This is a genomic window from Flavobacterium sp. PL12, assembly GCF_039123485.1.
GTDB classification, from domain to species: domain Bacteria; phylum Bacteroidota; class Bacteroidia; order Flavobacteriales; family Flavobacteriaceae; genus Flavobacterium; species Flavobacterium weaverense.
On the sequence record NZ_JBANDI010000004.1, the window covers coordinates 135,586 to 158,115 of the forward strand.

The window sequence follows — 22,530 nt, forward strand, 5'->3', positions numbered from 1 at the left end:
GGTAGTTTATTCTAGTTTCTTACAGAGAAAATGAGGTTTTTTGTGATAAATTTATTTTTTGTGCGATGAGGTTGATTTTAAAATTATCCCACAGACATTTTCGCTGATTCTTTCCATAAGTAATTTGGTATTGGTTCGCATAATTCCCATCTAATATTCATCGGTTTTGAACCTTCATTATCTTTAAAGTTTGCTTCACCAATAAAAACATATCCCATTGTATTTCCTCTTTCATCTTTAGCTTTTTCTCTAACAAAAAGCAATATTTTTTTATTTCTTTCTTTGTGGTTAATATATGACAATCCTTTCCCTGTTTCAGGTCTAGATGAATTTTGACTTTGCCAATGAAATGATGTTTCACTAATTGCATAATCGTCATACATAGTGGTTGGAGAAAAATCTTCTTCAGATTTAATTAAATTAATAAAAAGAAGTTCAGTATTCATTTCTTTATTTTCTAAAACTCCTTCTAAACTTAAATATTTTTTTTCAAATGTTGATTTTCCAAAAGCTACTAAAATCTGCTCTCTTGTGTAACGCGCATGTACTTTTAAAGGTTGTTCATATGGCAAGCTAATTTCAATTTCTTTAAAGTCAATTCTATCTATTAAAATTTCTAAAACTTCTATAATTTCATTTACCAAAATTTTATTTTTGCCAATTTGCCTTACACTCTCTTGCAAAGAATTAAACCCAGCTGCATTTTGCCAAACATCATAATGCAACATTAAAAGCATTGATAATTCATTTTCTGAAAAGTTATTTATATCAATTTTAAAATTCTTTTTAGCAAGATCAAGAATGAATTTAAAATAACTTAAAGAATTAGTTGAAAACCATTTGTTTTTTATTGCGGAATATATTTGTCTTTCATTTAGAGTATCAAATTCATCGATAACTCCTGCACGTTGACATAATCTTGACCAATTATCTCTCTTATAAATCGCTTCCAACGAAATTGTATGTAATTTCATGAAGTTATTTAGTGTCAATGGTAATTTAAAATGATGTTGAAAGTCTCTAATTTTTTTAATCAACTGATTTACATTGAAGGAAGTAGCTTTTCTGATATTCTCTAAAATTGTCTCTTTTGTTCTTTTCTCCAAAACAATAGAACATCCTAAAGGTAGATGAGGAAAATCTGCTTCAATCTCTTTTTGAACTGAAGTGGTTGTTTTTCCAATTAAAGCTCTGAACTTACTTTCAAAATCATATTCAGGTCTTGAGTTTCCAACAAAATCTAGAACTGTTAGACAATCTTTACCCTCTGCCAATCGTAAACCACGTCCTAATTGTTGAAGGAAAACCGTCAAACTTTCGGTAGGTCGTAAAAATAAAACGGTATCAATTTCAGGAATGTCTACTCCTTCATTAAAAATATCGACAACGAATAAGTAATTAAATTCTTTGTTCTTAAATTGATTTCGAATCAACTCTCGTTCACCTGAGTTTTTACTTGTTAGAAAAGCAGCTTTAATTCCAGCAAGATTAAATTTTTCCGCCATGAAGGTAGCATGCTCAATAGTTACGCAAAAACCGATTGCTCTAACATCATGTATGTCATTGGTGTATTTTTGAAGTTGATTAATTATTTCGCCAACTCTAACATTATTCTTGGTATAAATACTTGTCAATTCACTCGCAACATATCTTCCTTTCTCCCATTTAACCTTGCTTAAATCGATACTATCTGTTATTCCAAAATATTGAAAAGGAGAAAGCAACTTTTTATTTAAGGCTTCGGGAAGTCTTATTTCTGCAGCAATTCTATTGCAAAAATCTTCAAGAATGTTTTCCCCGTCCATTCTTTCTGGAGTTGCTGTTAGACCTAATAAAATCTTCGGTTTAAAATAGTTGAGGATTGGTCTATAAGATGAAGCTGAGATGTGGTGAACTTCATCAATAATTATAAAATCATAATATTCTGGAGATAAATTTGAATCCTTTAATCGATTGTTCAAAGTTTGTACGGATGCAAAAACGTACTCATTGTTTGTTGGTGTAATTCCGTCAACCATCAATTCTCCAAAATTGTTATCTTTTAAAACACCTTGAAAAGTAGCTTTTGCTTGTTGTAAGATTTCTTTTCGATGTGCTACAAAAAGAATTTTAGATGACTTATTCTTGTCTCTAAAATTCTTATAATCAAACGCTGAAATAACAGTTTTACCAGTACCTGTTGCGGCAACTAATAAATTTCTGTATCGATTATGAATTGTTCGTTCAACTTCTAACTTTTCTAATATCTCTTTTTGATAAGGATAAGGTTTTATATCAAAAAAAGTTATTGGTGCAGAGTATTCTTTAGAAAATTTACCTTCTTTGAGAGCGGTCACTAATTTTTGAGAATGGTTCTCAGAATTAAATAATTCAAAATCTGAATCTTGCCAATAGGCTTCGAATGTTTTTCTGAACTTATCAATTATATGTCCGACTTCCTTGGTTGTAATTTTCAAGTTCCATTCCAAACCATCTGTTAAAGCAGAACGTGAGAAATTAGAAGAACCAATGTAACCTGTATGAAATCCGGTATTTCTCTCAAATAAATACGCTTTGGCATGCAGTCTTTCATTTCTTGTATTGTAAGAAACTTTTACTTCCGTATTTTCCAAAGATGCAAGAAACTCGACTGCTTTTGAGTCAGTTGCTCCAACGTAGGTCGTCGTAATTACTCTTAATTTTCCACCACGACTTGTAAATTCTCTTAACTCTTTTTCTAAAATTCGTATTCCTTGCCACTTTATAAATGAAACTAAAAGATCTACTCTATCAGAGGAGAGAATTTCTTTTCTCAATTCACTTTCAAGTGTCGTCCCAGAATTTCCTCCCGTAAAAAGTTCACTGTGGATTAATCTAGTGAATGGAGTTATTTCTTTAAGTCTTAAATCTAAATCTGTGAAATGGTTATCAACGTTCGTGAAAACTGCTTTTAGGATTTTACCTTCAGTAATAATTAAATCATCTTCAAAATCTTGTTTTTGAAGTTCTTCTTTCAAAAATAGAATGATCTTATTTGCGATTTCAATTTGTTTAAAAATAACATCATCTCCTTTTATTAAAGTTAATGCATGTTTTAAAGTTCCTGAAATATGGTGAGATAATAACTGGGCTGCTTCGGCTTTATCAATTGAAGTAGTCTTGACTTGAAAATTATCTTTCTCTAATTCACCAAGTTTAAAACTTACTAACTTAGTTACTAGCTCCTCGTAAATTCCTTGATTCATAACGCTAATTTTAATAATTCTTCAACAATTGGTTTGTCTGCTTCTGCCCAATCTAAATTGCTTAATTCAGAGATGTCTAATAATCTATATTCTTTATGTTCAGCCAATTTAATATCGCCAGAAACAAAATTTGCTATAAACGGAATCAATTTAATTTGGAATGATCCATAATCAAAAACACTATCTGAAAGCTTCTTATCTATTTCTATTTTAATATTGATTTCCTCTAAAATTTCTCTCTTTATACAGTCAATCTCACTCTCATTTGGTTCTAATTTGCCACCTGGAAATTCCCATTTTAATGGAAGTTTCATTGTTTCACTTCTTTGAGTAACTAGAATTTTATCTTTAAAATAAATTATTGCACAGGTTACATCAATGCATTTTTTTTGAGGCATAATTAACTATTTTATTTAGTCCAATAAATGAATATTTTGATTTCTTATCTACTTTCAATTACAATACTAAACAATCCTTTTGAAAGAAAAATACGTAAAACCGTAAAAAATTAAATATTTTCTTCAATACTTAATTTTGCATTTACACAAAGATCTTCTCAATTCTTTTCCTTAATAGCGTCAACAACAAACTAAATCCTCATTTCACACAATTTTGCGTTAGGGATTAAAGTGAAAATCCTTTTGTTTTTGAGAAAAAACAAAAGATTGTAGCGGAAAGCTTGGTTCGCCGCGGCGAAAAACGCCCAAAATGAAAGTATGCTTTGGAAAGAGATTTTAGAAATAGGTAATTATTTGGTTTTAATCTTGGACCAGAGGAACATTAGCGCTTTGACAACGGCGAATGAAAGTATTGCACCAACTATTCCTGCAAGAAATTCGCCTACAAACTGCGGTAAGCTCTCCACTAAATGATGCACGTATTCTATCTTGTGTACAAATATTCCGCCAGCTACTGATATTAAAGCGATGGTTCCTACAAAGGCGAGACCTTTAATTACTAATGGAAGTAAACGGATTAATTGTTTTCCTATATATTGAGCAGTTTTAGAATCTTTTTTAAGTAATACCATTCCAAAATCGTCCATGCGGACAATAGCAGCGACGATTCCGTAAACTCCTACGGTGGCGAGTAAGGCTACAAAGGTTACAACCATTACTTGGGTGGCAATGGGTTTTCCTTCTACACTTCCTAATGCTATGATCACGATTTCGACTGATAGTATGAAGTCGGTTACGATGGCTGCTTTTACTTTTTGCTTTTCTAGGACTAAAACTTCTTCGGGAGTTAGCGCTGCAGCATCAATAATTTTTTCAGCATGATCATGCGGTACGATGTACTCGTATATTTTTTCGGCTCCTTCATAGGCAAGGTAAACGGCACCCAAAATAAGTACAACCGTAATTAACCATGGTATGAAATAGCTTAATAGAAAAGCAAGTGGTAGAATTATTAACTTGTTTAGAAAAGAGCCTTTAGTAATGGCCCATAATACTGGTATTTCTCTGGAGGAAACAAAACCAGATGCTTTTTCGGCATTTACTGCAAGATCATCGCCAAGTATTCCAGCCGTTTTTTTAGTAGCGATCTTGCTCATTAATACCACATCATCCATAAGTGCAGCGATATCATCTAGTAATGCAAAAATTCCTGAAGCCATAATTTATTTCTTGTTTAGTTTTTCTTTGAAAAAATCGATTGTTCGTCGCCATGATATCGTAGCAGCCGCTTCGTCATATCTAGGAGTTGTATTGTTGTGAAAGCCGTGATTGACTGCGGGATAAATAAAAGCAGTATTTTCCACTTTATTTTTATTGAGTATGGTTTCAAATGCGGGCCAACCTTCATTTACTCTTGCATCTAATCCAGCATAATGTAATAGGAGTGGAGTTTTGATATTCTCAGCTTCGTCGGCAGTGGGTTGTCCACCATAATAAGGTACGGCTGCATTAAGTTCTGGGATTCTTACCGCCATCATCGCTGCAATCCAACCACCAAAGCAGAATCCAACAACGCCAACTTGCCCGTTACAATCCTTATGTGACTTTAAAAAGTTATAAGCCGCGATAAAATCCTCGAGCATTTCTTCGCGAGTTCGTTTTTTTTGTAATTCTCTTCCATCATCATCATTTCCCCGATAACCGCCCAAAGGTGATAGCGCATCAGGAGCTAATGTAATAAATCCTTCCATTGCGGCTCTTCGTCCCACATCTTCAATGTATGGATTAAGTCCGCGGTTTTCATGGACCACAATAATGCCGGGTAATTTCTTATTAGATTTTGCTGGTTGTGATAAAAGTCCTTTGATTGAGCCTCCGCCTTTTGGCGAATTGTACGTAATGAGTGCTGATTTCAGTCGGGGATCATCTGATTTTATCAAAATGGAATCCAAATAATTAGGAGTCATGAAACTAAGTAATGACGGAAGCGTAAGTGCACCAACAGCAAACAAAGATAGGTTTTCAACAAATTGTCGTCTCTCTATTTTATTGTGGGCGTAATCATCGTATAAGTCAAATACTTCTTGACTTATATCTTCTTTGGTTAGTTTGTTCATTTCTAATTTTTCAGACACCTAATGTAAGAAAAAAACTTTTTTTGATGCAATACTAATATTGTTAATGTTTTAGTTAAATGATGGCGATGATTAAAAAGTTTTTTAAAAGGGAAAAGAGTGTAGTTTAGGTAAGAGGTATGTAATTGTATTTAGTTTTAAAATTTGATTTTTTAGCCACAGATTAATATGATTTAAAGGATTACATTATTAAAAATTTGAGAATTAGTGGAAGTTGAGAGCATCAGTGGGAGCTAAGTCAATTTTTTTTATTGTATAAAAAAAATCTATATCATTTTATTGAAGTTATAAAATAAAGTTATTTTAGAGTAGTAAGATTCTTGAAACAGATTATTCTGATTATCATAATTTTAGATTTGGAAATGGTTATTATTGAAGCTTTTGATAACTTACTTTAGCATCTACTCTTATTATTTTTTGCAACAGATTAATTTATCTATAAAAAAGTAGGAAATCTTTTTTCATTTGGTTTTGTTTAACCTTTTTGGTCGAAAAACAAACTTTTTTGCAAAGTTTAAAGTCTATTGCGAGGTTTGTAATGAAATTTATTTTACATTTGTTTAATAAATTTGAAGTAACGATGAACAATATAAAAAATGTATTCAGCATTAAGGATTTGGAGAACCTTTCGGGGATAAAAGCGCATACGATACGAATATGGGAAAAACGATATGATATTTTGCAACCTATGCGTACCGATACGAACATTAGATTATATGATTTGGCTAGCTTACAAAAGCTGTTAAATATCACGTTGTTACATGATTATGGATATAAAATATCTAAAATAGCTACATATCCACAGGACAAAATACCATCATTAGTACGCGAAATAATTTCGAATAAAACAGCTAAAAGTCATGCGATTAGTGAGCTGAAAATGTCGATGATGAATTTTGATCAAGAGTTATTTTTCAATACATACAACTGGCTTATCGCTGAAAAATCATTCAAAGAAATCTTTCATCAGGTTTTTATTCCATTAATGAACGAATTAGGTTTGTTATGGCAATCTGATACGATTACACCAGCACATGAGCATTTCATTAGTTACCTAATTAAACAAAAGTTATTAGTTAATACTGAGAAATTACAAGTACTAAAACCGAGTAAAACAGATAAGGTTTTTGTTCTTTCTTTACCAATGAACGAAATTCACGAATTAGGTTTGATGTATCTAAATTATGAAATTTTGTTACAAGGTTATAAGACGATTTATTTAGGCGAAAGCATGCCAGTCGATAACTTAAAGCATTTAAAAAAGCATTTTGAATCAATTGTTTATGTTTCTTATCTTACAGTTCAACCGGAACGTGATTTACTTGACGGATATATCAATAAAATGTCAGAAGAATTAGTTGATGATACTACAGAATTATGGTATATTGGTAGAATGGTAGAATTTATAAAAAGAGATGGACTTTCAGAGAATATTTCGATTTTTGCCTCTATTGGCGATTTAGTAAATCAAATTTAGTATTTTGTTTAATCTTTTTGTATATTTGCTAAACAAATGAAACATACAATTACAATTATAGGTTCGGGATTTTCAGCAATGTCCGCATCTTGCTATTTGGCTAAAAGCGGACATCAAGTTACCGTTTACGAAAAAAATTCAAGTATTGGTGGTCGTGCTAGACAGTTAAAAAGAGAAGGTTTTACATTTGACATGGGGCCGAGCTGGTACTGGATGCCAGATGTATTCGAACGATTTTTTGCTGATTTTGGAAAGAAAACTACAGACTATTATGAGTTGATTAAATTATCACCAGCGTACCGCGTGTATTATGGAATTGATGATTTTATTACCATTGCTGACAATTTAGAAGAAATTTTTACTTCATTTGAAGCAATTGAAAAGGGTAGTGGAAAGTTATTGAAAAACTTTATGGCTGAAGCCAAAAGTAATTATGATATTGCTATAAAAGAATTAGTGTATCGTCCGGGTGTTTCTCCTCTAGAATTGATTACTCCTGAAACTGCTATGAAAGTAGGACAGTTTTTTAGTAATATCAGTAAGGACGTTAGAAAGAAGTTTAAAAATAAACGATTAATTCAAATTCTAGAATTTCCGGTTTTATTTCTTGGCGCAAAGCCATCAGATACACCCTCATTTTATAGTTTTATGAATTATGCTGATTTTGGTTTAGGTACTTGGCACCCAAAAACAGGAATGTTTGACGTAGTTCGTGCTATGGAAACATTAGCAAGAGAATTGGGAGTGCAGTTTGTTACGAATGCCAATATTGAAAAGATAATCGTTGAGAATAAAACGGCTAAAGCGATTGTTGTTAATGGTAAAAGAATTGATTCTGATTTAGTGTTAAGTGGTGCAGATTATCAACATACAGAGACTTTATTGGATCAGGAACACAGAGCCTATTCAGAGAAATACTGGGACAGCCGCGTGTTTGCGCCTTCGTCATTGTTGTTTTATGTTGGCTTCAACAAAAAAATAGAAAATATATCACATCATGCTTTATTCTTTGATGTTGATTTTTACCAGCATGCAAAAGATATTTATGATGAGCCGCAATGGCCTGCAGAACCTTTGTTTTATGCTAACTTTCCATCGGTAACTGATAAAACTGCTGCTCCCGAAGGAATGGAATCTGGATTTTTTCTAGTGCCATTAGCACCAGGAATAAATGACACTGAAGCCTTACGTGAAGAATATTTTGATAAGATAATGGATCGTTTTGAGTCGCTGACAAAGCAAAGTGTCAGAAATAATATTATATTTAAACAATCGTTTTGCAAAAATGATTTTGTTTCTGAATACAACTCATACAAAGGGAATGCTTATGGAATGGCGAATACGCTGTTGCAAACTGCATTTTTGAGACCGAAGTTAAAGAGTAAAAAAGTTAAGAATTTATATTTTACGGGACAATTGACTGTTCCAGGACCAGGAGTTCCACCTGCATTAATTTCTGGAAAATTAGTGTCGGAATTAATTAATAAGCAATTTTCAGAGCAATAATATGAAGCAATTATTTGACGATGTATCTTTTAAGTGTAGTAAGCTAGTTACTAAAAACTATAGCACTTCTTTTTCTTTGGCGGTATATATGTTGTCGCCAAGTATTAGAGACGCCATCTATAGCATCTATGGATTTGTTCGTTTTGCGGATGAAATTGTGGATAGTTTTCATGGTTTTGAAAAGGAAGATTTAATTACCGAGTTTGAAGAAGACTATTACAAAGCTTTTGATAGAGGAATTAGTTTGAATCCAATATTGAATTCTTTCCAACAAACAGTTAAGGAATACAACATCACTGACGATTTGATTCAGGCGTTTTTACGCAGTATGAAGTTAGATTTGATAAAGTCAGATTACCATAGTAAAGAAGAATATGATGCGTATATTTACGGGTCGGCTGACGTTGTAGGTTTGATGTGTCTTAAAGTTTTTGTAGCAGGTGATAACGAACGTTATAATCAGCTTAAAGATGAAGCGATGCGTTTAGGTTCAGCATTCCAAAAAGTGAATTTTCTGCGTGATTTAAAGGATGATAATTTAGTTTTAAACCGTAATTATTTTCCTGGTGTTGATTTGAATTCATTCGATGAAAATGCGAAAACAGCAATCATTAATGAGATTAATGAAGATTTTAAAGTGGCTTATGAAGGGATTGTAAAATTACCTATCGAAGCAAAATTTGGTGTTTACACTGCTTTTGTATATTACAAAAAACTGCTTAAAAAATTAGAAAACACACCTTGTGAAGAAATAGGAAGCGCAAGAATCAGGGTTTCTAATTATACTAAAGCAGGACTTTTAGCAAGGTCTTTTGTGTCTTACAAATTAAAGTTAGTGCAATAAGCCGCTAATTTTATAAAGGAATTTTAAATTAAATAGAGAATAAAAATGATATTTTTTCTGATTTTTTTCGGTACTTTTTTAATAATGGAATGTGTTACTTGGTTAACACATAAGTACGTAATGCACGGATCAATGTGGTATTTCCACGCAGATCATCACCAACCAAAATATGCCAACGTCTTCGAACGAAATGATGTGTTTTTTGTAATCTTTGCGATTCCTAGTATAGCACTTTTTTACTTTGGTGTAGAAGGAGGATTGAATTATTTATTCTTCATCGGCTTGGGTATAATGTTTTATGGTTTTTGCTATTTTATGATACATGATGTATTAATTCACCAGCGTTTTAAATGGTTCAAGCACACTAACAACAAGTATTTAATTGGGCTTAGAAAAGCACACAAAGTACATCACAAGCACTTAGGCAAAGAGCACGGAGAATGCTTCGGGATGCTTTTCGTTCCTTTCAAGTATTATAAAATTTAAACGGTTTTAAGCTAGATATTTTATTACAAATAACAGATGTAGAATTAAGTAATTAATTTTTGATAATTTGTGTAATTTGTGGTTATAAAACATTAAAATCTTTTTCTAATATAGCATCATTTTTATCATGGCGTTACACCGCTTTCACTCTCCGACAAATCGGAAGTGACAGCGGTGCTGGGCTATTCGTTCCCGCTTTTTTATACCTAGCAAAAGCCAATTATACAAAAACCTCCACGTTACCTGCCATGCTTTAGGCATGGTCCCACGCGCGGCTCACAGATTTCATCAATATTTTTCTTAAAAATCAATCATGAAAATTTACAAACAAGAAACCGTTCAGCACGTAAATGCAACAGTAGAGGAATGCTGGGCTTTTTTCTCAAATCCGCAAAATCTTCAAAAGATAACTCCTGAAGGAATGGGTTTTCAAATCACAGATTTCGATCATAAATCGATGTATCCAGGACAGATAATTCAATATAAAGTAACGCCACTTTTTGGTATCACATTATCTTGGATGACACTGATTACGAACGTTAAAGAAAATAGTTATTTTATAGATGAGCAGAAGTTCGGGCCTTACAGTTTTTGGCATCATAAGCATTTCTTCGAAGCAACTGCAACAGGTACAAAAATGACTGATGTTGTTCATTATGGTTTACCGCTTGGTTTCATAGGTCGTATTATGAATACATTAGTGGTTAAAAATAAATTAAAATCTATTTTCGAATACCGCGTAACTAAGGTGGACGAAATGTTTAATGGAAAATAATGAGCAAGCAAGAAGTTTCTTTTTTTTGGTTTAGACGTGATTTGCGTTTAGAAGATAACGTAGGTTTGTTTCATGCTTTGCAATCTAAATATCCCGTCATTCCTTTATTTATATTTGACGATGCTATTTTAGAAAGTTTACCTGAGACTGATCCCAGAGTTGGTTTTATTCATGAAAATCTTTCAAAGATTAATGAGAAATTAAAAGAAAGTCAAAGCTCTATTTTAATTAAAAAAGGTAAAACGCTAAACGTTTGGCAAGCACTTTTAGAGGAATACGACATTAAAGAAGTTTTCTTCAATAAAGATTACGAACCTTATGCTATAAAAAGAGACGTACTAATTAACGAACTATTAGAAAAGAATAATGTTCTTTCTAGTTCTTTTAAAGACCAAGTAATTTTTGAAGAAAAAGAAATTACAAAAGCTGATGGATTGCCATACACCGTCTATACTCCTTTTAAAAATAAATGGTTAGAGAAGTATAAAACAATGGCTCCGGTTACTGAATACGATAGTTTAAGCCTTCTACAGAACTGCTTTAAGAGTAAATTCCATTTCCCTACATTAGGAGATATCGGTTTTAAAGAAAGTAAAATAAAAGTAAGAGATCACAATTTAAAATTTGTTTCTAATTACCAAGACATACGCGATTTTCCAGCATTAGACAAGACGAGTTATTTATCAGCACATTTACGTTTTGGAACAGTAAGCATCCGTAAATTGGTGAATTGGGCGTTTCATAAAAACGATGTTTTTTTGAGTGAATTGATTTGGAGAGAATTTTTTATGCAAATCCTTTTTAGTTTTCCAAAAGTAGTTACTCAAAATTTTAAAGCTGCTTATGACGGCATCCGATGGCGTAATAATGAAGACGATTTTAAGCGTTGGTGCACCGGAACAACAGGATATCCGATGGTTGATGCAGGAATGCGCCAATTAAACGAAACTGGATACATGCACAATAGAGTTCGTATGGTTGTGGCTAGTTTTTTATGCAAGCATTTACTAATTCAATGGCAATGGGGCGAAGCTTATTTCGCTGAAAAATTACTTGATTACGAAATGTCAGCTAACGTTGGGAATTGGCAATGGGCTGCAGGAACGGGTTGCGATGCTACACCATATTTCAGAGTATTTAATCCTGAAATCCAGCAAAAAAAGTTTGATGAAAAGGGAGTTTATGTTCGTAAATGGATTAAAGAATTCGAATTAGGATACGGAAAACCTATGGTTGAACATGCTATGGCGAGAGACCGTGCAATTGCTACTTATAAGGCTGGAATTGTAAAGTAATTCTTTTTTACCATGTAAGTTAATTAAGTTTTTTTGCGTAATTAGTCAGTTTGTGAAGCAGGATTTAAGAAATATAAGTTTTTTGAACACGGTTTACACAGATTTAAAAGGTTAACGCAGATTCTTCTTTTGTGTTTTTTTGAAGTTATGAGCTGCTTAAATTTATAAAATTAGGACTGTTTCAACAATGGAACTTTATAAACCATTAAGAAAATTAAGTTAGTTAAGCTTCATGTTTACTTTATATTGACTACTACTTAAGTACTACTTAGTGCAATATTCTTCAATGATACCACATATTATAAGCTAAATTCAATTAATTCGTCAGTTCGCGATCGCCCGGCTATGAGATTAAATTTTTTACACTTCATCAATTTGTGCTAATCTGTGAAATCTGTGTGAAAATTTTTTAATATAAAATTTGTGCCTTCGTGACTTTGCGGCAAATACAATCAACGTGTGGTTAAACTTAAAATTACTTAATTAACTTCGCCAGCATTCCCTTAAAAATAAATCCGTGGAACGGTAAAACAGAATACCAATACAATTTTCCCCAAACTCCCCTAGGTCGGAAAGTAGCAGCTTGATAAAGCGTGTTGTGAATTATTTTAAATTCCAGCCAAGCTTCCCCTGGTAATTTCATTTCAGCAAAAAGAATTAATTTTCCCTCTTCCTTATTCGCATATAAAACACGCCAAAAGTCCAAAGCATCACCAGAATGTATATCGTGTCGGTTTGTTCTACCTCTTCGAGATCCCACACCACCATATAATTTATCGATAAATCCTCTTAAACTCCATAACCAGTCACCGTAATACCAACCCGTATCTCCACCAATTGACCATATTCTATTAATTGTAAAATCGCGATCTATGATTTCCATCTTGCGACGATCGATAAAGCAGTCTTTTTTCGGAACTTTTAAATATGCGGACATATTTTTGCTGAAACGACCACTAACTAAAGAGTCTTTCCAACTAGACGCTACCTTATCTTCATCAACTTTTATTAGCGCACGGGCTAGTGCTTGTTCATAAGTCATTGGAGTGACATCGAGTAATTCATTTATTCTGGTGTCATTACAAACGACTTCCACCTTCATGCTGCTCACTAATGCAGATGCGAGGCGATATGATGTTGAGGTTACAAAATACAGCCAGTAAGAAGATAATTTCGGAGTCATTACTGGAACCGTAAAGATCCAGCGCTTTAAATGTTTTGCCTCCGCAAAACCCATTAGCATTTCTTTGTACGTCAAAATATCAGGACCGCCTATGTCAAAACTTTGATTGTAAGTTGCAGGATTTAGTAATGATTTTGATAAAAATTCAAGTACGTCTGGTATAGCAATAGGTTGGCATCTTGTATTTAGCCATTTTGGCGTGACCATAACAGGCAGTTTATTTACAAGATCCCGTATAATATCAAAAGAGGCACTTCCTGAGCCTACAATAATTCCAGCTCTTAAAGTAGTGGTCGCAAACGTTCCAGAATTCAAAATTTCCTCCACTTTTTTACGGGAAGATAAATGTTTAGAAAGTGAGGAATCATTTATAATTCCGCTTAAATAAATAACTTGCTTAACTGTAGTTTCATTTACTCTTTCGACAAAATTTAAAGCAGAATCACTTTCTAGTTCATCAAAATTAGTTGCTGAACCCGACATCGAATGTATTAAGTAATAAGCGGCGTCAATATCTTCTGGAATATTTGACATCGTTTCCTGATTGAGAAAATCAACTTCGACTACTGTTATTTTATCTATCAATTCAGCAGGAGCGTAGAACCTGTTTTTGTCTCTTACACAACATACTATATCATGTCCTTGTTCTATCAATAATGGTAAAAGTCGTTTACCGATATAACCTGTCGCACCTGTTAAGAGAATTTTCATAGTTCTATTTTGTTTGGATTTTAGACACTAAATTAATTGTGATTGTGAAATATTTAATTTCGTTATAAATTAATTCGCTGTTTATTTGATTTGTGAAGCTATGTAATAAGCAGATTCTATTCTTTATTTATCACATTTGCCACATTTTTAAACAAGTATGGAATCTATAAAAGATTCCATATTTGAACGATCAATTAAATCTGTAATTGATTACAATATATCCTTTACTTTAAGGACTAAATTTAGCTTAATTTATTGGAAACTAAACTAATAAATTCTTTTCTAGTTTTGTTTTTCTCAAAAGCTCCTGTAAAGGAAGAAGTTGTTGTTACAGAGTTTTGTTTTTGAATTCCGCGCATTTGCATGCACATGTGTTGTGCTTCGATTACAACTGCAACTCCTAGTGGTTGTAACGCCTCTTGGATACAATCTTTAATTTGGTCCGTCAATCTTTCTTGAACTTGCATTCTTCTTGCAAAAGCATCAACAACTCTTGGAATTTTGCTTAGACCTACAATTTTTCCGTTGGGAATATACGCTACGTGCGCTTTTCCAAAAAACGGTAACATGTGGTGCTCACACATAGAATATACTTCGATATCTTTCACTACTATCATTTGTCTATGATCTTCAGTAAACATCGCTGATTTCAAAATCTCTAGTGGATCTAATCCGTAACCATGCGTCAAGTATTGCATTGCTTTTGCAACTCTTTCTGGTGTTTTTTCAAGACCTTCTCTATCAACGTCTTCTCCTAATGTACCTATTATTGTTTTATAATTACCAGCTAATGCTTCTGTAACTTCTGTATCGTATTGTTCTATTTTTTCGTAGCTTTTCATCTCTTATTATTATGGTTATATATTTTATTATCTGGTTTTTATTAGATTTTGAATGTTACGATTCCGTAGTCCATTTCAAAAATTTGTCCTGAAATTGATTTCGCATTTTCAGATATTAAGAAGTTAGCCATACTTGCTACTTCTTCTGGTTTTAAGTATCCTTTCATTGGATGACGTTCCACCATATTTTCTTTCATTCGATCATTTCTTAAAATTCCAGCAGCAAGTGTAGTTTCTGTAATCGTAGGAGCAATCGCATTGATACGAACAACTGAAGCTAACTCAGCACCTAATGATTTTACTAAACCTTCAATTCCTGCTTTTGCTGTAGCGATACTAGCATGATATGGCATTCCTAGTTTTACCGCAACAGTACTAAATAAAACGATTGATGGATCAGTTCCTTTTTTTAGTGTCGGTAAATACTTTTGGATTGCTTTTACTGCGCCAATAACGTTTATTTCAAAGTCAGTTCTAAAATCTTCAATACTTAAACTTCCTATTGGTTTTAAGTTGATAGAACCTGGACAATAAATTAAGGTATCAATGCTTTCAATTTCAGGAAGTGCATCTTGCAATACATCTAATGAAAAGTGCTTTAAATTAGCATGTTCAATTTCTGGAGCATTGCGGCTAATGTTGTAGACTGCGTTAGTTTCTAATTGTTGTAACAAAATCGCATTACCAATTCCTTTGCTACCACCTATGATTACAATGTTTTTCATGTTTTATATCAATCAGTTATTATTCTTATTTTACTTTTAGCGAAGGTTAACGCTTTGAAATCTTATTATTATTAATTTGCCTTTGCATACTGCATTTAAAGCGACCTTCTCGAAAATCCCTTAATTTTTCATGCTTTGTTTTTCGGCCTTGAACTCTTTCGCGCCACATTCTAAAACTAGAGGCTTTCATTTCAGTTCGCATTAAGTCGATTACTTCTTGCTCTTTTAAGCCAAATTGCATTAAAATTGCGTCAAAAGTGGTTCGGTCTTCCCAAGCCATTTCTATGATTCGATCTTTGTCAATATCGTTAAGTTCTTTTTTTGTCGTCACGATTTTAAATTTTATGATTTGTTGTACTTCTATTTTTTTACTATTCGCTGTCGCCAATGTCAGACATAGTATGTAATTTTAATATTCGCAGACTTTCCTCTTTTACCATTGGATTTTTTTTCATTTTCCACAAAAAGTCACTTGCAAATTTTCTAGTTCGTTCCATATTTACAATAGGTTTTGGATAATTCACTCCTAATTCGAAATCATTAAATTTTTGGTCTAAATAGGTCATTTTGTATGGTTCATGTACAAATGCTCTAGGTAAATTGTCTAATTCTGGAACCCATTTTTTTATAAATTCTCCGTCGGGATCGTGATCGTAACTATTTTTTATTGGATTATAAATACGTAACATATTGATTCCAGTTTCGCCAGCTTGCATTTGTAATTGTGGAAAGTGAATACCAGGTTCAAAATCTAAAAACATTTGCGACAGGTGAGATGTAGCATCTTGCCATGGTTGCCACAAGTTATGAGTAAAAAAAGAAACTAGCATGGCTCTCATTCTAAAATTCAGGTAGCCAGTTTCATTTAAACAACGCATACATGCATCAATTAAAGGAAATCCTGTTTGCCCTGTTTTCCACGCTTCTATATAATTTTCGTTCTGTTTCTTCTTCAGAGAATGAAAACCTTTATTAACACTTTCGAATTCCATGATCTCTTCCATTTCAAATTTCTGAATGAAATGTGCTTGCCAAGTCAATCTAGATACAAAAGAGTCAATTTGCTTTTTATCAGAACAGGTAGGTCGGAATGTCGCTGCCTTTTGTAAAACTTGTCTTGAAGATAAATTTCCCCATGCAATGTAAGGCGATAATCTGCTGCAACTTTTTCTAGCAAGCAATGGTTTTGAAATATTGTAACTATAACTGTGATACCGATCATCTAAAAATGTCTGTAGATATTTCCCAGCCATGGTTGAACCTCCTTTTTGGAAAATAGCATCCGGAATGGATTCTAAATTTTTCTTATCTAATACATTTTCAAGTTCTATAATTTCGCTATTTTTCAAGAAATCATTTGGGGTTGGATTAAAAACGAATAAAGAATCATTCATGTAATTTTCCCAATTAGTGACCCAATTTGATCTATTACTTAAACCTCTAAAAATTCCATTATTGATATTTTCTACCCAATTGATTTGGTTGTTTTTGCAAAATCTTTTAAAACTCTTGTCCCTTTCGTAAGTAATTTTTAAACCGGTTTCTTGGTGAGAAAATACAGTGTCAATTTTATAAGTTTCCTCGATAATATTCAACGCCTGAATCACTTCTGATGAAACGGCTAAAACGTGTGTATTAAGCGGTTGCAATTGAGTATTAATATCTATAATAGATTGCTTAATAAAATTCCAATGTCTCGCACTGTAATGCGAATCATGCTCTAATGATTTTTCGAAAACATAAAGCAATAAAGTTGGAATACCTGTTTTTGACGCATTAAAAATCGCCTCGTTGTCTTGCAAACGAAGGTCTCTTTTAAACCAAACTACATTAATAATTTTTTTATTTGTGCTCATGTGTTTCTAAAATAATTGTTGTTGCAACCATAACTTCTGAAATTTTGATTCTCCATCATATCGTTCCGCTTGCAATGGAATATTGAACTTTCGATCTCTTGGATCATTGCCCACACCAGATACATACATCCAATTGCCATAATTACTGTGGACATCATAATCTATTAACGTTGACTCAAAGTAAGCAGCTCCAATACGCCAATCTAAAAGTAAATTCTTAGCAAAGTAAGATGCTACATTTTGTCTTCCACGATTGCTCATCCATCCTGTCTGCTTTAATTCTATCATGTTAGCATTTACAAAAGGCTCAGCTGTTGTTCCATTTATCCACGCGTTAATTGCCGATGGATTTTTTTTCCAATCGTAGTTTTTATCTAAAATTCCTCCAATTTTAAAAATCGAATTGCCATTTTTAAGAGAAACATATTTGAAATAATCTCTCCAAATCAATTCAAAAATTAACCAATACGTCGAATCATTTTTCCCTATTTCTCGTTCGTATTTTAATATTTCCCAATAAATAGTTTTAGCTGAAATACTGCCATTAGCTAACCAAGGAGAAAATTTTGAACTAAAATCTTTACCTATTAAGCCATTGCGCGTTAATTTATAAACACCAAGTTTTTTAGTTTCCCAAAAATAGTGTTGAATTCTTTCTATTGCCTGATTTTCGCCACCTTGATACGGAAAAGCAGTTCGAGAATCTGTAGCAAAATCACTAAAACCTAATGCCTCCAATGAAGGGATCTCAGTTTCATTTGTTATCAGATTCTCTTCTGCCACTCTATTTACTACAAACTCAGCCCTAACCTTTGTGTATTTTTCGCACTTTGTTCTAAATTGTGTAAACACATTTGGAATAAAATTCAATTCAAATGGAACATCGACTGGATGAAATAAAAACTGATTGTAAGTCGATTTAAATTCAATCTCGCTAGAAACCTTAGATTTTACATTTTCTAAAACTTCCATTTCTTCAGTTGTCCATTCTTCCTGAAGGTATATTGAATTAATTTCGTGTGATGCTATAATCTCAGCAATGCAGTCTTCTGGTTTTTGATTGTAAACCAAAAGAGAAATATTGAGTTTTTGTAAATTCTCCTTAAGTTCCGTAATCGTCTCAATTAAAAACTTAGCTCTAAATTTTTCAGTCTTTTTAAATCCGAAAGGAGTCACTTCATAATGTCTGGGATCAAAACAATATGCTGCAATAACAGAATCGTTTTCAGCAATTGCATTAGTCAATGATTCATTATCATTTACTCTCAAATCATTTCTAAACCAAACTAACCCTTTTTGTTTCTTTTGCATTTTTCACTACAATATTTGACTTCTTCCCAAACTTTCTCCCATTTCTTCCGCCATGTAAAAGGTCGGTTGCAAACCAAACACATTTTAGTAGGCAGATTTTCCTTCTTCACTATTCGTACTTTTCGAATTCGTTGACAGTTATTTTAGCTTTCAAATCAAACATTAAGTTGTACAAGCCAAAAAACGTTCTATTCATGTATATAAAGTGTTTCGAACCTCTATTTCCATTCATTTTTTTCAAATTCGTGTCTTTGGAAAAGCGTTCGCCTAATTGAGCGATACTTTCAAAAAACGTTTCGTCAGAGAAATCAAAAGTTTTATCTTGGAATGGTTTAGTAAATAAAGAAAGTAAATCATGGAACATTTCAGTGAAATAGGCTATTTCCTCTTTCGAATCATCCGTGCGTAAAATTTCTAATTCAAATAATTTTGCATTAAAGATTTCAGCATTATTAATTACATTTTTATCTATTAATTCAAAGTAAGGAATATAGAAGTCGGTTGGAATTTTTTTCATACAACCAAAATCCAGTGCAACTAATTCATTTTTATCGTTTACTAAGAAGTTTCCAGGATGCGGATCAGCATGTACTTTTTTCAAAATATGAATTTGGTACATATAAAAATCCCATAGCGCTTGACCAACTTTATCAGCTACTGCTTGATCTGTGTTTTTCTTGGTGAACTCAGATAAGTGAATCCCTGTCATCCAATCCATTGTAATGATTTTTTCAGAAGAATATTTAGCATAATATTCTGGAAAAACTAAATTTTCAATTTTTTTACAAGCTTCGACAACTTCTTGACTTTGTTCTAGTTCCAATAAATAATTCGTTTCCTCTATCAATTTATCTTCTACTTCTTTAAAGTACTTATCAGAATCTTTTCCTTGCAAGTTGAACATTCTAATAGCTATTGGTTTAACCATTGCTAAATCAGATGAGATGCTATTTGCCACTCCAGGATATTGAATTTTGACAGCTAATTTCTTTCCGTCTTTCATCGCCACATGGACTTGACCAATACTTGCTGCATTTACTGAAGTTGCATTGAATTCATCAAATATCTCGTAAGGTGTTTTACCAAAGTTGTTTTTGAAAGTCTTCAACACTAAAGGTGCAGATAAAGGTGGAACTGAAAATTGAGAAAGTGAAAACTTCTCTACATACGCTTGCGGTAAGAAACTTTTGTCCATACTCAACATTTGCGCAACTTTCAATGCACTTCCCTTTAGGCTTTTCAAACCATCGTAAATATCCTCAGCATTATCTTCGTTGAGTTTATCCCGTGTCAAATCTGAATTGACCATTTTCTCACCGTAATATTTCAAATAATTTACTCCTACTTTTGCACCAGTTTGCACTAGTTTTGTAGCTCTTTCAATTTTTGAAGTTGGTATGTAGTCTATCGTTTTCATTATTTGTTGTATATTTTTTCTTTGAAAATAAATTTTCCAAAGTCGATTAAGCTGTCTATTGGAGCGATGTTCATTAATTCGAAAGTCGCTTTTACTGATTTTTCAATATAAATATCTGTTTTTTCAAAAGCAGGTGATGAATCTTCCATCCAGAACTTTAATGTCAACAGCAATTGAATCCATGAAGTTTCTTGAAATGCTTTCTCTTGAAAGTTTTGAAGTTTCTCTTGTTGTGTTCTAAAATCATCTGAAATAATTTCAGTCAAATAATTTTTAAAGCTGTTTCTAAGACCAGACAATTGCATTAGTTTTTTCAACTGATTACTCTGCTCTTTTAAAACTAACATCACATAACTTCTGTTTGCCGTTAGGATTTCAAAGAATGTAAAGTAAAAGCTTAGCATCTTGCTTCTCATGTCGTAAGTTTCATAATCTGCATTTTTAGCAAGCAGTTCTGTAGTCTTTTCGACAAACATTTTGAAAATTTCCTTCTCAATACTTTCTAATGTTCCAAAAAAAGCATAAAATTCAGTTTCAGTAAAATCATTCATTTTCGTGAAATGATAAACAGATTTTGGTTTTTCACTATGCTCCAATACATAATCCATGTACATTGAAACGATTTTGTCTTTTGTTATTGCTGTTTTTTTAGTAGCCATTTTGTGTGTATTTCAAATTAGAGTATAAAGATAATAAATGTTTAACGATATTTTAATAAAGTTAAACAAAATTTAATATAATTTTATAGTATTAAAAATGAGTAGCTTTACGGTATTATGAAAAAGAACGTTTTAATTAGTGGTGGTTCAGGATTTATAGGTAGACATTTGACTGATTTATTGATTAGCAAAGGCTACACAGTTTCAATTCTAAGCAGGTCGGAAAAACAAAATAAAAAAGATATTTTCTATTATAAATGGGACGTCGCGGCTCAGTTTATTGAGGAGGATGCAGTCTTGAAAGCAGATTATATTATTCATCTTGCAGGAGAGAATATCGCTGAGAAGCGTTGGACTGCCAAAAGGAAAGCGGCTATTATTGATAGTAGGGAGAAATCAACGCAACTCCTATATATGGTACTTAAAAAACATTACAAGAAATTAGATGCTTTTATTTCTGCCTCAGCTGTTGGTTACTATGGTGCTGTTAATGGAGAAGAGATTTGTAAAGAAAGTGATGCTCCAGCAAATGACTTCTTGGGTTACGCCTGTCAGAAGTGGGAAGATTCGATTGATTTCATTGAGAATTTAAACATTCGCACGGTAAAAATAAGAACAGGCTTAGTAATGGGCAGAAACGATGGATTCTTAAAGCAATTGATTCCACTATTCAAATATAGATTAGGTTCGGCTTTAGGTTCTGGAAAACAGTATATGCCGTGGATTCATATAGATGATTTATGTGGAATGTATTACCAAGCTATAATTAAGGAAGATATGGCCGGACCATATAATGCTGCTGTATGTGATAATACAAACAATAGTGTTTTTTCTAAAACTTTGGCTCGTGTTTTTGGTTATTCAATATGGTTGCCGAACGTTCCTGAATTTGTATTAAAAATGGCTTTAGGAGAAATGTCAAAAATTGTTTTAACTGGGAGAAGAGTTTCATCGAAAAAGATAGAAGAAACTGGTTTTAATTTTAAATATACACAATTAGAAGAAGCACTTAAAGATTGTGTGAAGGATTAAATTTATTTAAGTAAACAGATAATTCGTGTATTTACATTTTTAGAAATTTTACCTCGAACTAATAAAGGTATTTCTATTTTGAAATCATCCGTGTTTAAAGGGAACTCTGACGTGAATTCGATACCTTTTTCGACTTTTCTTAAAGTTCCTTTCACAGACATTTTTTTAGAACGACCATGTAGTGTCATTTTACCATTAATTTGATAAGAGTTTGGTTGAGAAGTAATAGTAGTTAAATTAAATTTTTCAATTATTCCTTTAAACAGAGCTTTAGAGTAACGATCACTTTCCATGTAGTTGCTGTTGAAGTGTTGCTCCATTAAGCTTCTTTCAAATTTAAAATCCTTAACCGTAACCCAACAAGTAAACTCGCCTGTTTTTGTAATTAGTACACACCTCGCTTTGTTATTTGTAGCTTTCACTTCTTCGAATAAAGGAATAGATGCTTCAAAATTTATGATGCCATTATTAGACATCATTTTTTCTTGAGCATGTGCTATAAATGAAAGTAATGTTAAAACTAAAAAAGTAATTTTTTTCATATTAGTCTATGAGTTAATTACTTAAAGTTACAAAAAAATAATTCGTATTCAAAACGAAAATAAAGGCCGCTGATAGCGCTGACTGTATAAAGATTGTTGTCCTATTATATAA

The 22,530-nt window shown here is 32.5% G+C and carries 21 protein-coding genes; 7 read left to right on the top strand and 14 right to left on the bottom strand.

What is annotated here, in order from left to right; genetic code table 11:
- Window positions 1-83: 83 nt before the first annotated feature.
- The 4 genes from RCH19_RS03350 to RCH19_RS03365 form a co-directional block, all read right to left on the bottom strand.
- Window positions 84-3,224, bottom strand: coding sequence for a DUF3427 domain-containing protein (locus RCH19_RS03350; protein ID WP_343022025.1), 3,141 nt, complete (start codon window positions 3,222-3,224; stop codon window positions 84-86).
- Window positions 3,221-3,622, bottom strand: coding sequence for a (deoxy)nucleoside triphosphate pyrophosphohydrolase (locus RCH19_RS03355; protein WP_343022026.1), 402 nt, complete (start codon window positions 3,620-3,622; stop codon window positions 3,221-3,223). Before RCH19_RS03355 ends, RCH19_RS03350 begins: the two co-directional genes overlap by 4 nt.
- 350 nt (window positions 3,623-3,972) lie before the next feature.
- A complete protein-coding gene (locus tag RCH19_RS03360) occupies window positions 3,973-4,842 on the bottom strand; it encodes a DUF808 domain-containing protein (RefSeq protein ID WP_343022027.1) in 870 nt (289 codons plus the stop codon).
- Window positions 4,843-4,845: 3 nt separating this feature from the next.
- Entirely contained in the window at window positions 4,846-5,739 is an 894-nt protein-coding gene (locus RCH19_RS03365) for a dienelactone hydrolase family protein (RefSeq protein WP_343022028.1), read from the bottom strand.
- Window positions 5,740-6,337: 598 nt separating this feature from the next.
- Here RCH19_RS03365 and RCH19_RS03370 point away from each other — a divergent pair.
- The 6 genes from RCH19_RS03370 (at window position 6,338) to RCH19_RS03395 (ending at window position 12,140) form a co-directional block, all read left to right on the top strand.
- Window positions 6,338-7,234: a MerR family transcriptional regulator gene (locus RCH19_RS03370; protein ID WP_343022029.1), complete on the top strand. Its 897-nt coding sequence runs from the start codon at window positions 6,338-6,340 to the stop codon at window positions 7,232-7,234.
- A 36-nt stretch (window positions 7,235-7,270) separates the two neighbouring features.
- A complete protein-coding gene (gene crtI / locus RCH19_RS03375; RefSeq protein ID WP_343022030.1) occupies window positions 7,271-8,740 on the top strand; it encodes a phytoene desaturase family protein in 1,470 nt (489 codons plus the stop codon).
- A 1-nt stretch (window position 8,741) separates the two neighbouring features.
- The gene (locus tag RCH19_RS03380) at window positions 8,742-9,584 is read left to right on the top strand and encodes a phytoene/squalene synthase family protein (protein WP_343022031.1); all 843 of its coding nucleotides are present in this window, start codon (window positions 8,742-8,744) and stop codon (window positions 9,582-9,584) included.
- 45 nt (window positions 9,585-9,629) lie between these two features.
- Window positions 9,630-10,070 carry a sterol desaturase family protein gene (locus RCH19_RS03385; protein ID WP_121926039.1) on the top strand — a complete coding sequence of 147 codons (441 nt, stop codon included), beginning with the start codon at window positions 9,630-9,632 and terminating at the stop codon, window positions 10,068-10,070.
- Window positions 10,071-10,383: 313 nt separating this feature from the next.
- Window positions 10,384-10,845 carry an SRPBCC family protein gene (locus RCH19_RS03390; RefSeq protein ID WP_343022032.1) on the top strand — a complete coding sequence of 154 codons (462 nt, stop codon included), beginning with the start codon at window positions 10,384-10,386 and terminating at the stop codon, window positions 10,843-10,845.
- Window positions 10,845-12,140: a deoxyribodipyrimidine photo-lyase gene (locus RCH19_RS03395; RefSeq protein ID WP_343022033.1), complete on the top strand. Its 1,296-nt coding sequence runs from the start codon at window positions 10,845-10,847 to the stop codon at window positions 12,138-12,140. Before RCH19_RS03390 ends, RCH19_RS03395 begins: the two co-directional genes overlap by 1 nt.
- 475 nt (window positions 12,141-12,615) lie before the next feature.
- Here the strand turns inward: RCH19_RS03395 and RCH19_RS03400 are convergent, their stop codons facing one another.
- From RCH19_RS03400 to RCH19_RS03440, 9 genes are all read right to left on the bottom strand, one after another.
- Window positions 12,616-14,034 carry an SDR family oxidoreductase gene (locus RCH19_RS03400; protein ID WP_343022034.1) on the bottom strand — a complete coding sequence of 473 codons (1,419 nt, stop codon included), beginning with the start codon at window positions 14,032-14,034 and terminating at the stop codon, window positions 12,616-12,618.
- Window positions 14,035-14,276: 242 nt separating this feature from the next.
- A complete protein-coding gene (folE, locus tag RCH19_RS03405; protein WP_343022035.1) occupies window positions 14,277-14,876 on the bottom strand; it encodes a GTP cyclohydrolase I FolE in 600 nt (199 codons plus the stop codon).
- Between the two features lie 41 nt (window positions 14,877-14,917).
- On the bottom strand, window positions 14,918-15,601 hold the full coding sequence (locus tag RCH19_RS03410) for an SDR family oxidoreductase (RefSeq protein ID WP_121926044.1): 684 nt from the start codon (window positions 15,599-15,601) through the stop codon (window positions 14,918-14,920).
- Between the two features lie 46 nt (window positions 15,602-15,647).
- The gene (locus RCH19_RS03415; protein WP_121926045.1) at window positions 15,648-15,932 is read right to left on the bottom strand and encodes a TIGR03643 family protein; all 285 of its coding nucleotides are present in this window, start codon (window positions 15,930-15,932) and stop codon (window positions 15,648-15,650) included.
- Between the two features lie 40 nt (window positions 15,933-15,972).
- Entirely contained in the window at window positions 15,973-17,457 is a 1,485-nt protein-coding gene (locus RCH19_RS03420; protein ID WP_343022036.1) for an FAD-binding domain-containing protein, read from the bottom strand.
- 6 nt (window positions 17,458-17,463) lie between these two features.
- Entirely contained in the window at window positions 17,464-18,768 is a 1,305-nt protein-coding gene (locus tag RCH19_RS03425) for a DASH family cryptochrome (protein ID WP_343022037.1), read from the bottom strand.
- Window positions 18,744-18,878, bottom strand: a complete 135-nt coding sequence (locus RCH19_RS03430) for a DUF2256 domain-containing protein (protein WP_121926048.1) — start codon at window positions 18,876-18,878, stop codon at window positions 18,744-18,746. Before RCH19_RS03430 ends, RCH19_RS03425 begins: the two co-directional genes overlap by 25 nt.
- The gene (locus RCH19_RS03435) at window positions 18,878-20,185 is read right to left on the bottom strand and encodes an AarF/UbiB family protein (protein WP_343022038.1); all 1,308 of its coding nucleotides are present in this window, start codon (window positions 20,183-20,185) and stop codon (window positions 18,878-18,880) included. Before RCH19_RS03435 ends, RCH19_RS03430 begins: the two co-directional genes overlap by 1 nt.
- Complete coding sequence (locus RCH19_RS03440) at window positions 20,185-20,844, bottom strand: TetR family transcriptional regulator C-terminal domain-containing protein (RefSeq protein WP_121926050.1); 660 nt, start codon at window positions 20,842-20,844, stop codon at window positions 20,185-20,187. The genes RCH19_RS03435 and RCH19_RS03440 overlap by 1 nt, the downstream gene beginning before the upstream one ends.
- Window positions 20,845-20,961: 117 nt before the next feature.
- Between RCH19_RS03440 and RCH19_RS03445 the strand changes: the two genes are divergently transcribed.
- Window positions 20,962-21,876 (top strand): TIGR01777 family oxidoreductase, encoded by a 915-nt coding sequence (locus tag RCH19_RS03445; protein WP_343022039.1) that lies wholly within the window; start codon window positions 20,962-20,964, stop codon window positions 21,874-21,876.
- Window positions 21,877-21,878: 2 nt separating this feature from the next.
- On the opposite strand, the gene RCH19_RS03450 is transcribed toward RCH19_RS03445, so the two are convergent.
- Window positions 21,879-22,418, bottom strand: coding sequence for a YceI family protein (locus tag RCH19_RS03450; RefSeq protein WP_343022040.1), 540 nt, complete (start codon window positions 22,416-22,418; stop codon window positions 21,879-21,881).
- Window positions 22,419-22,530 lie beyond the last annotated feature (112 nt).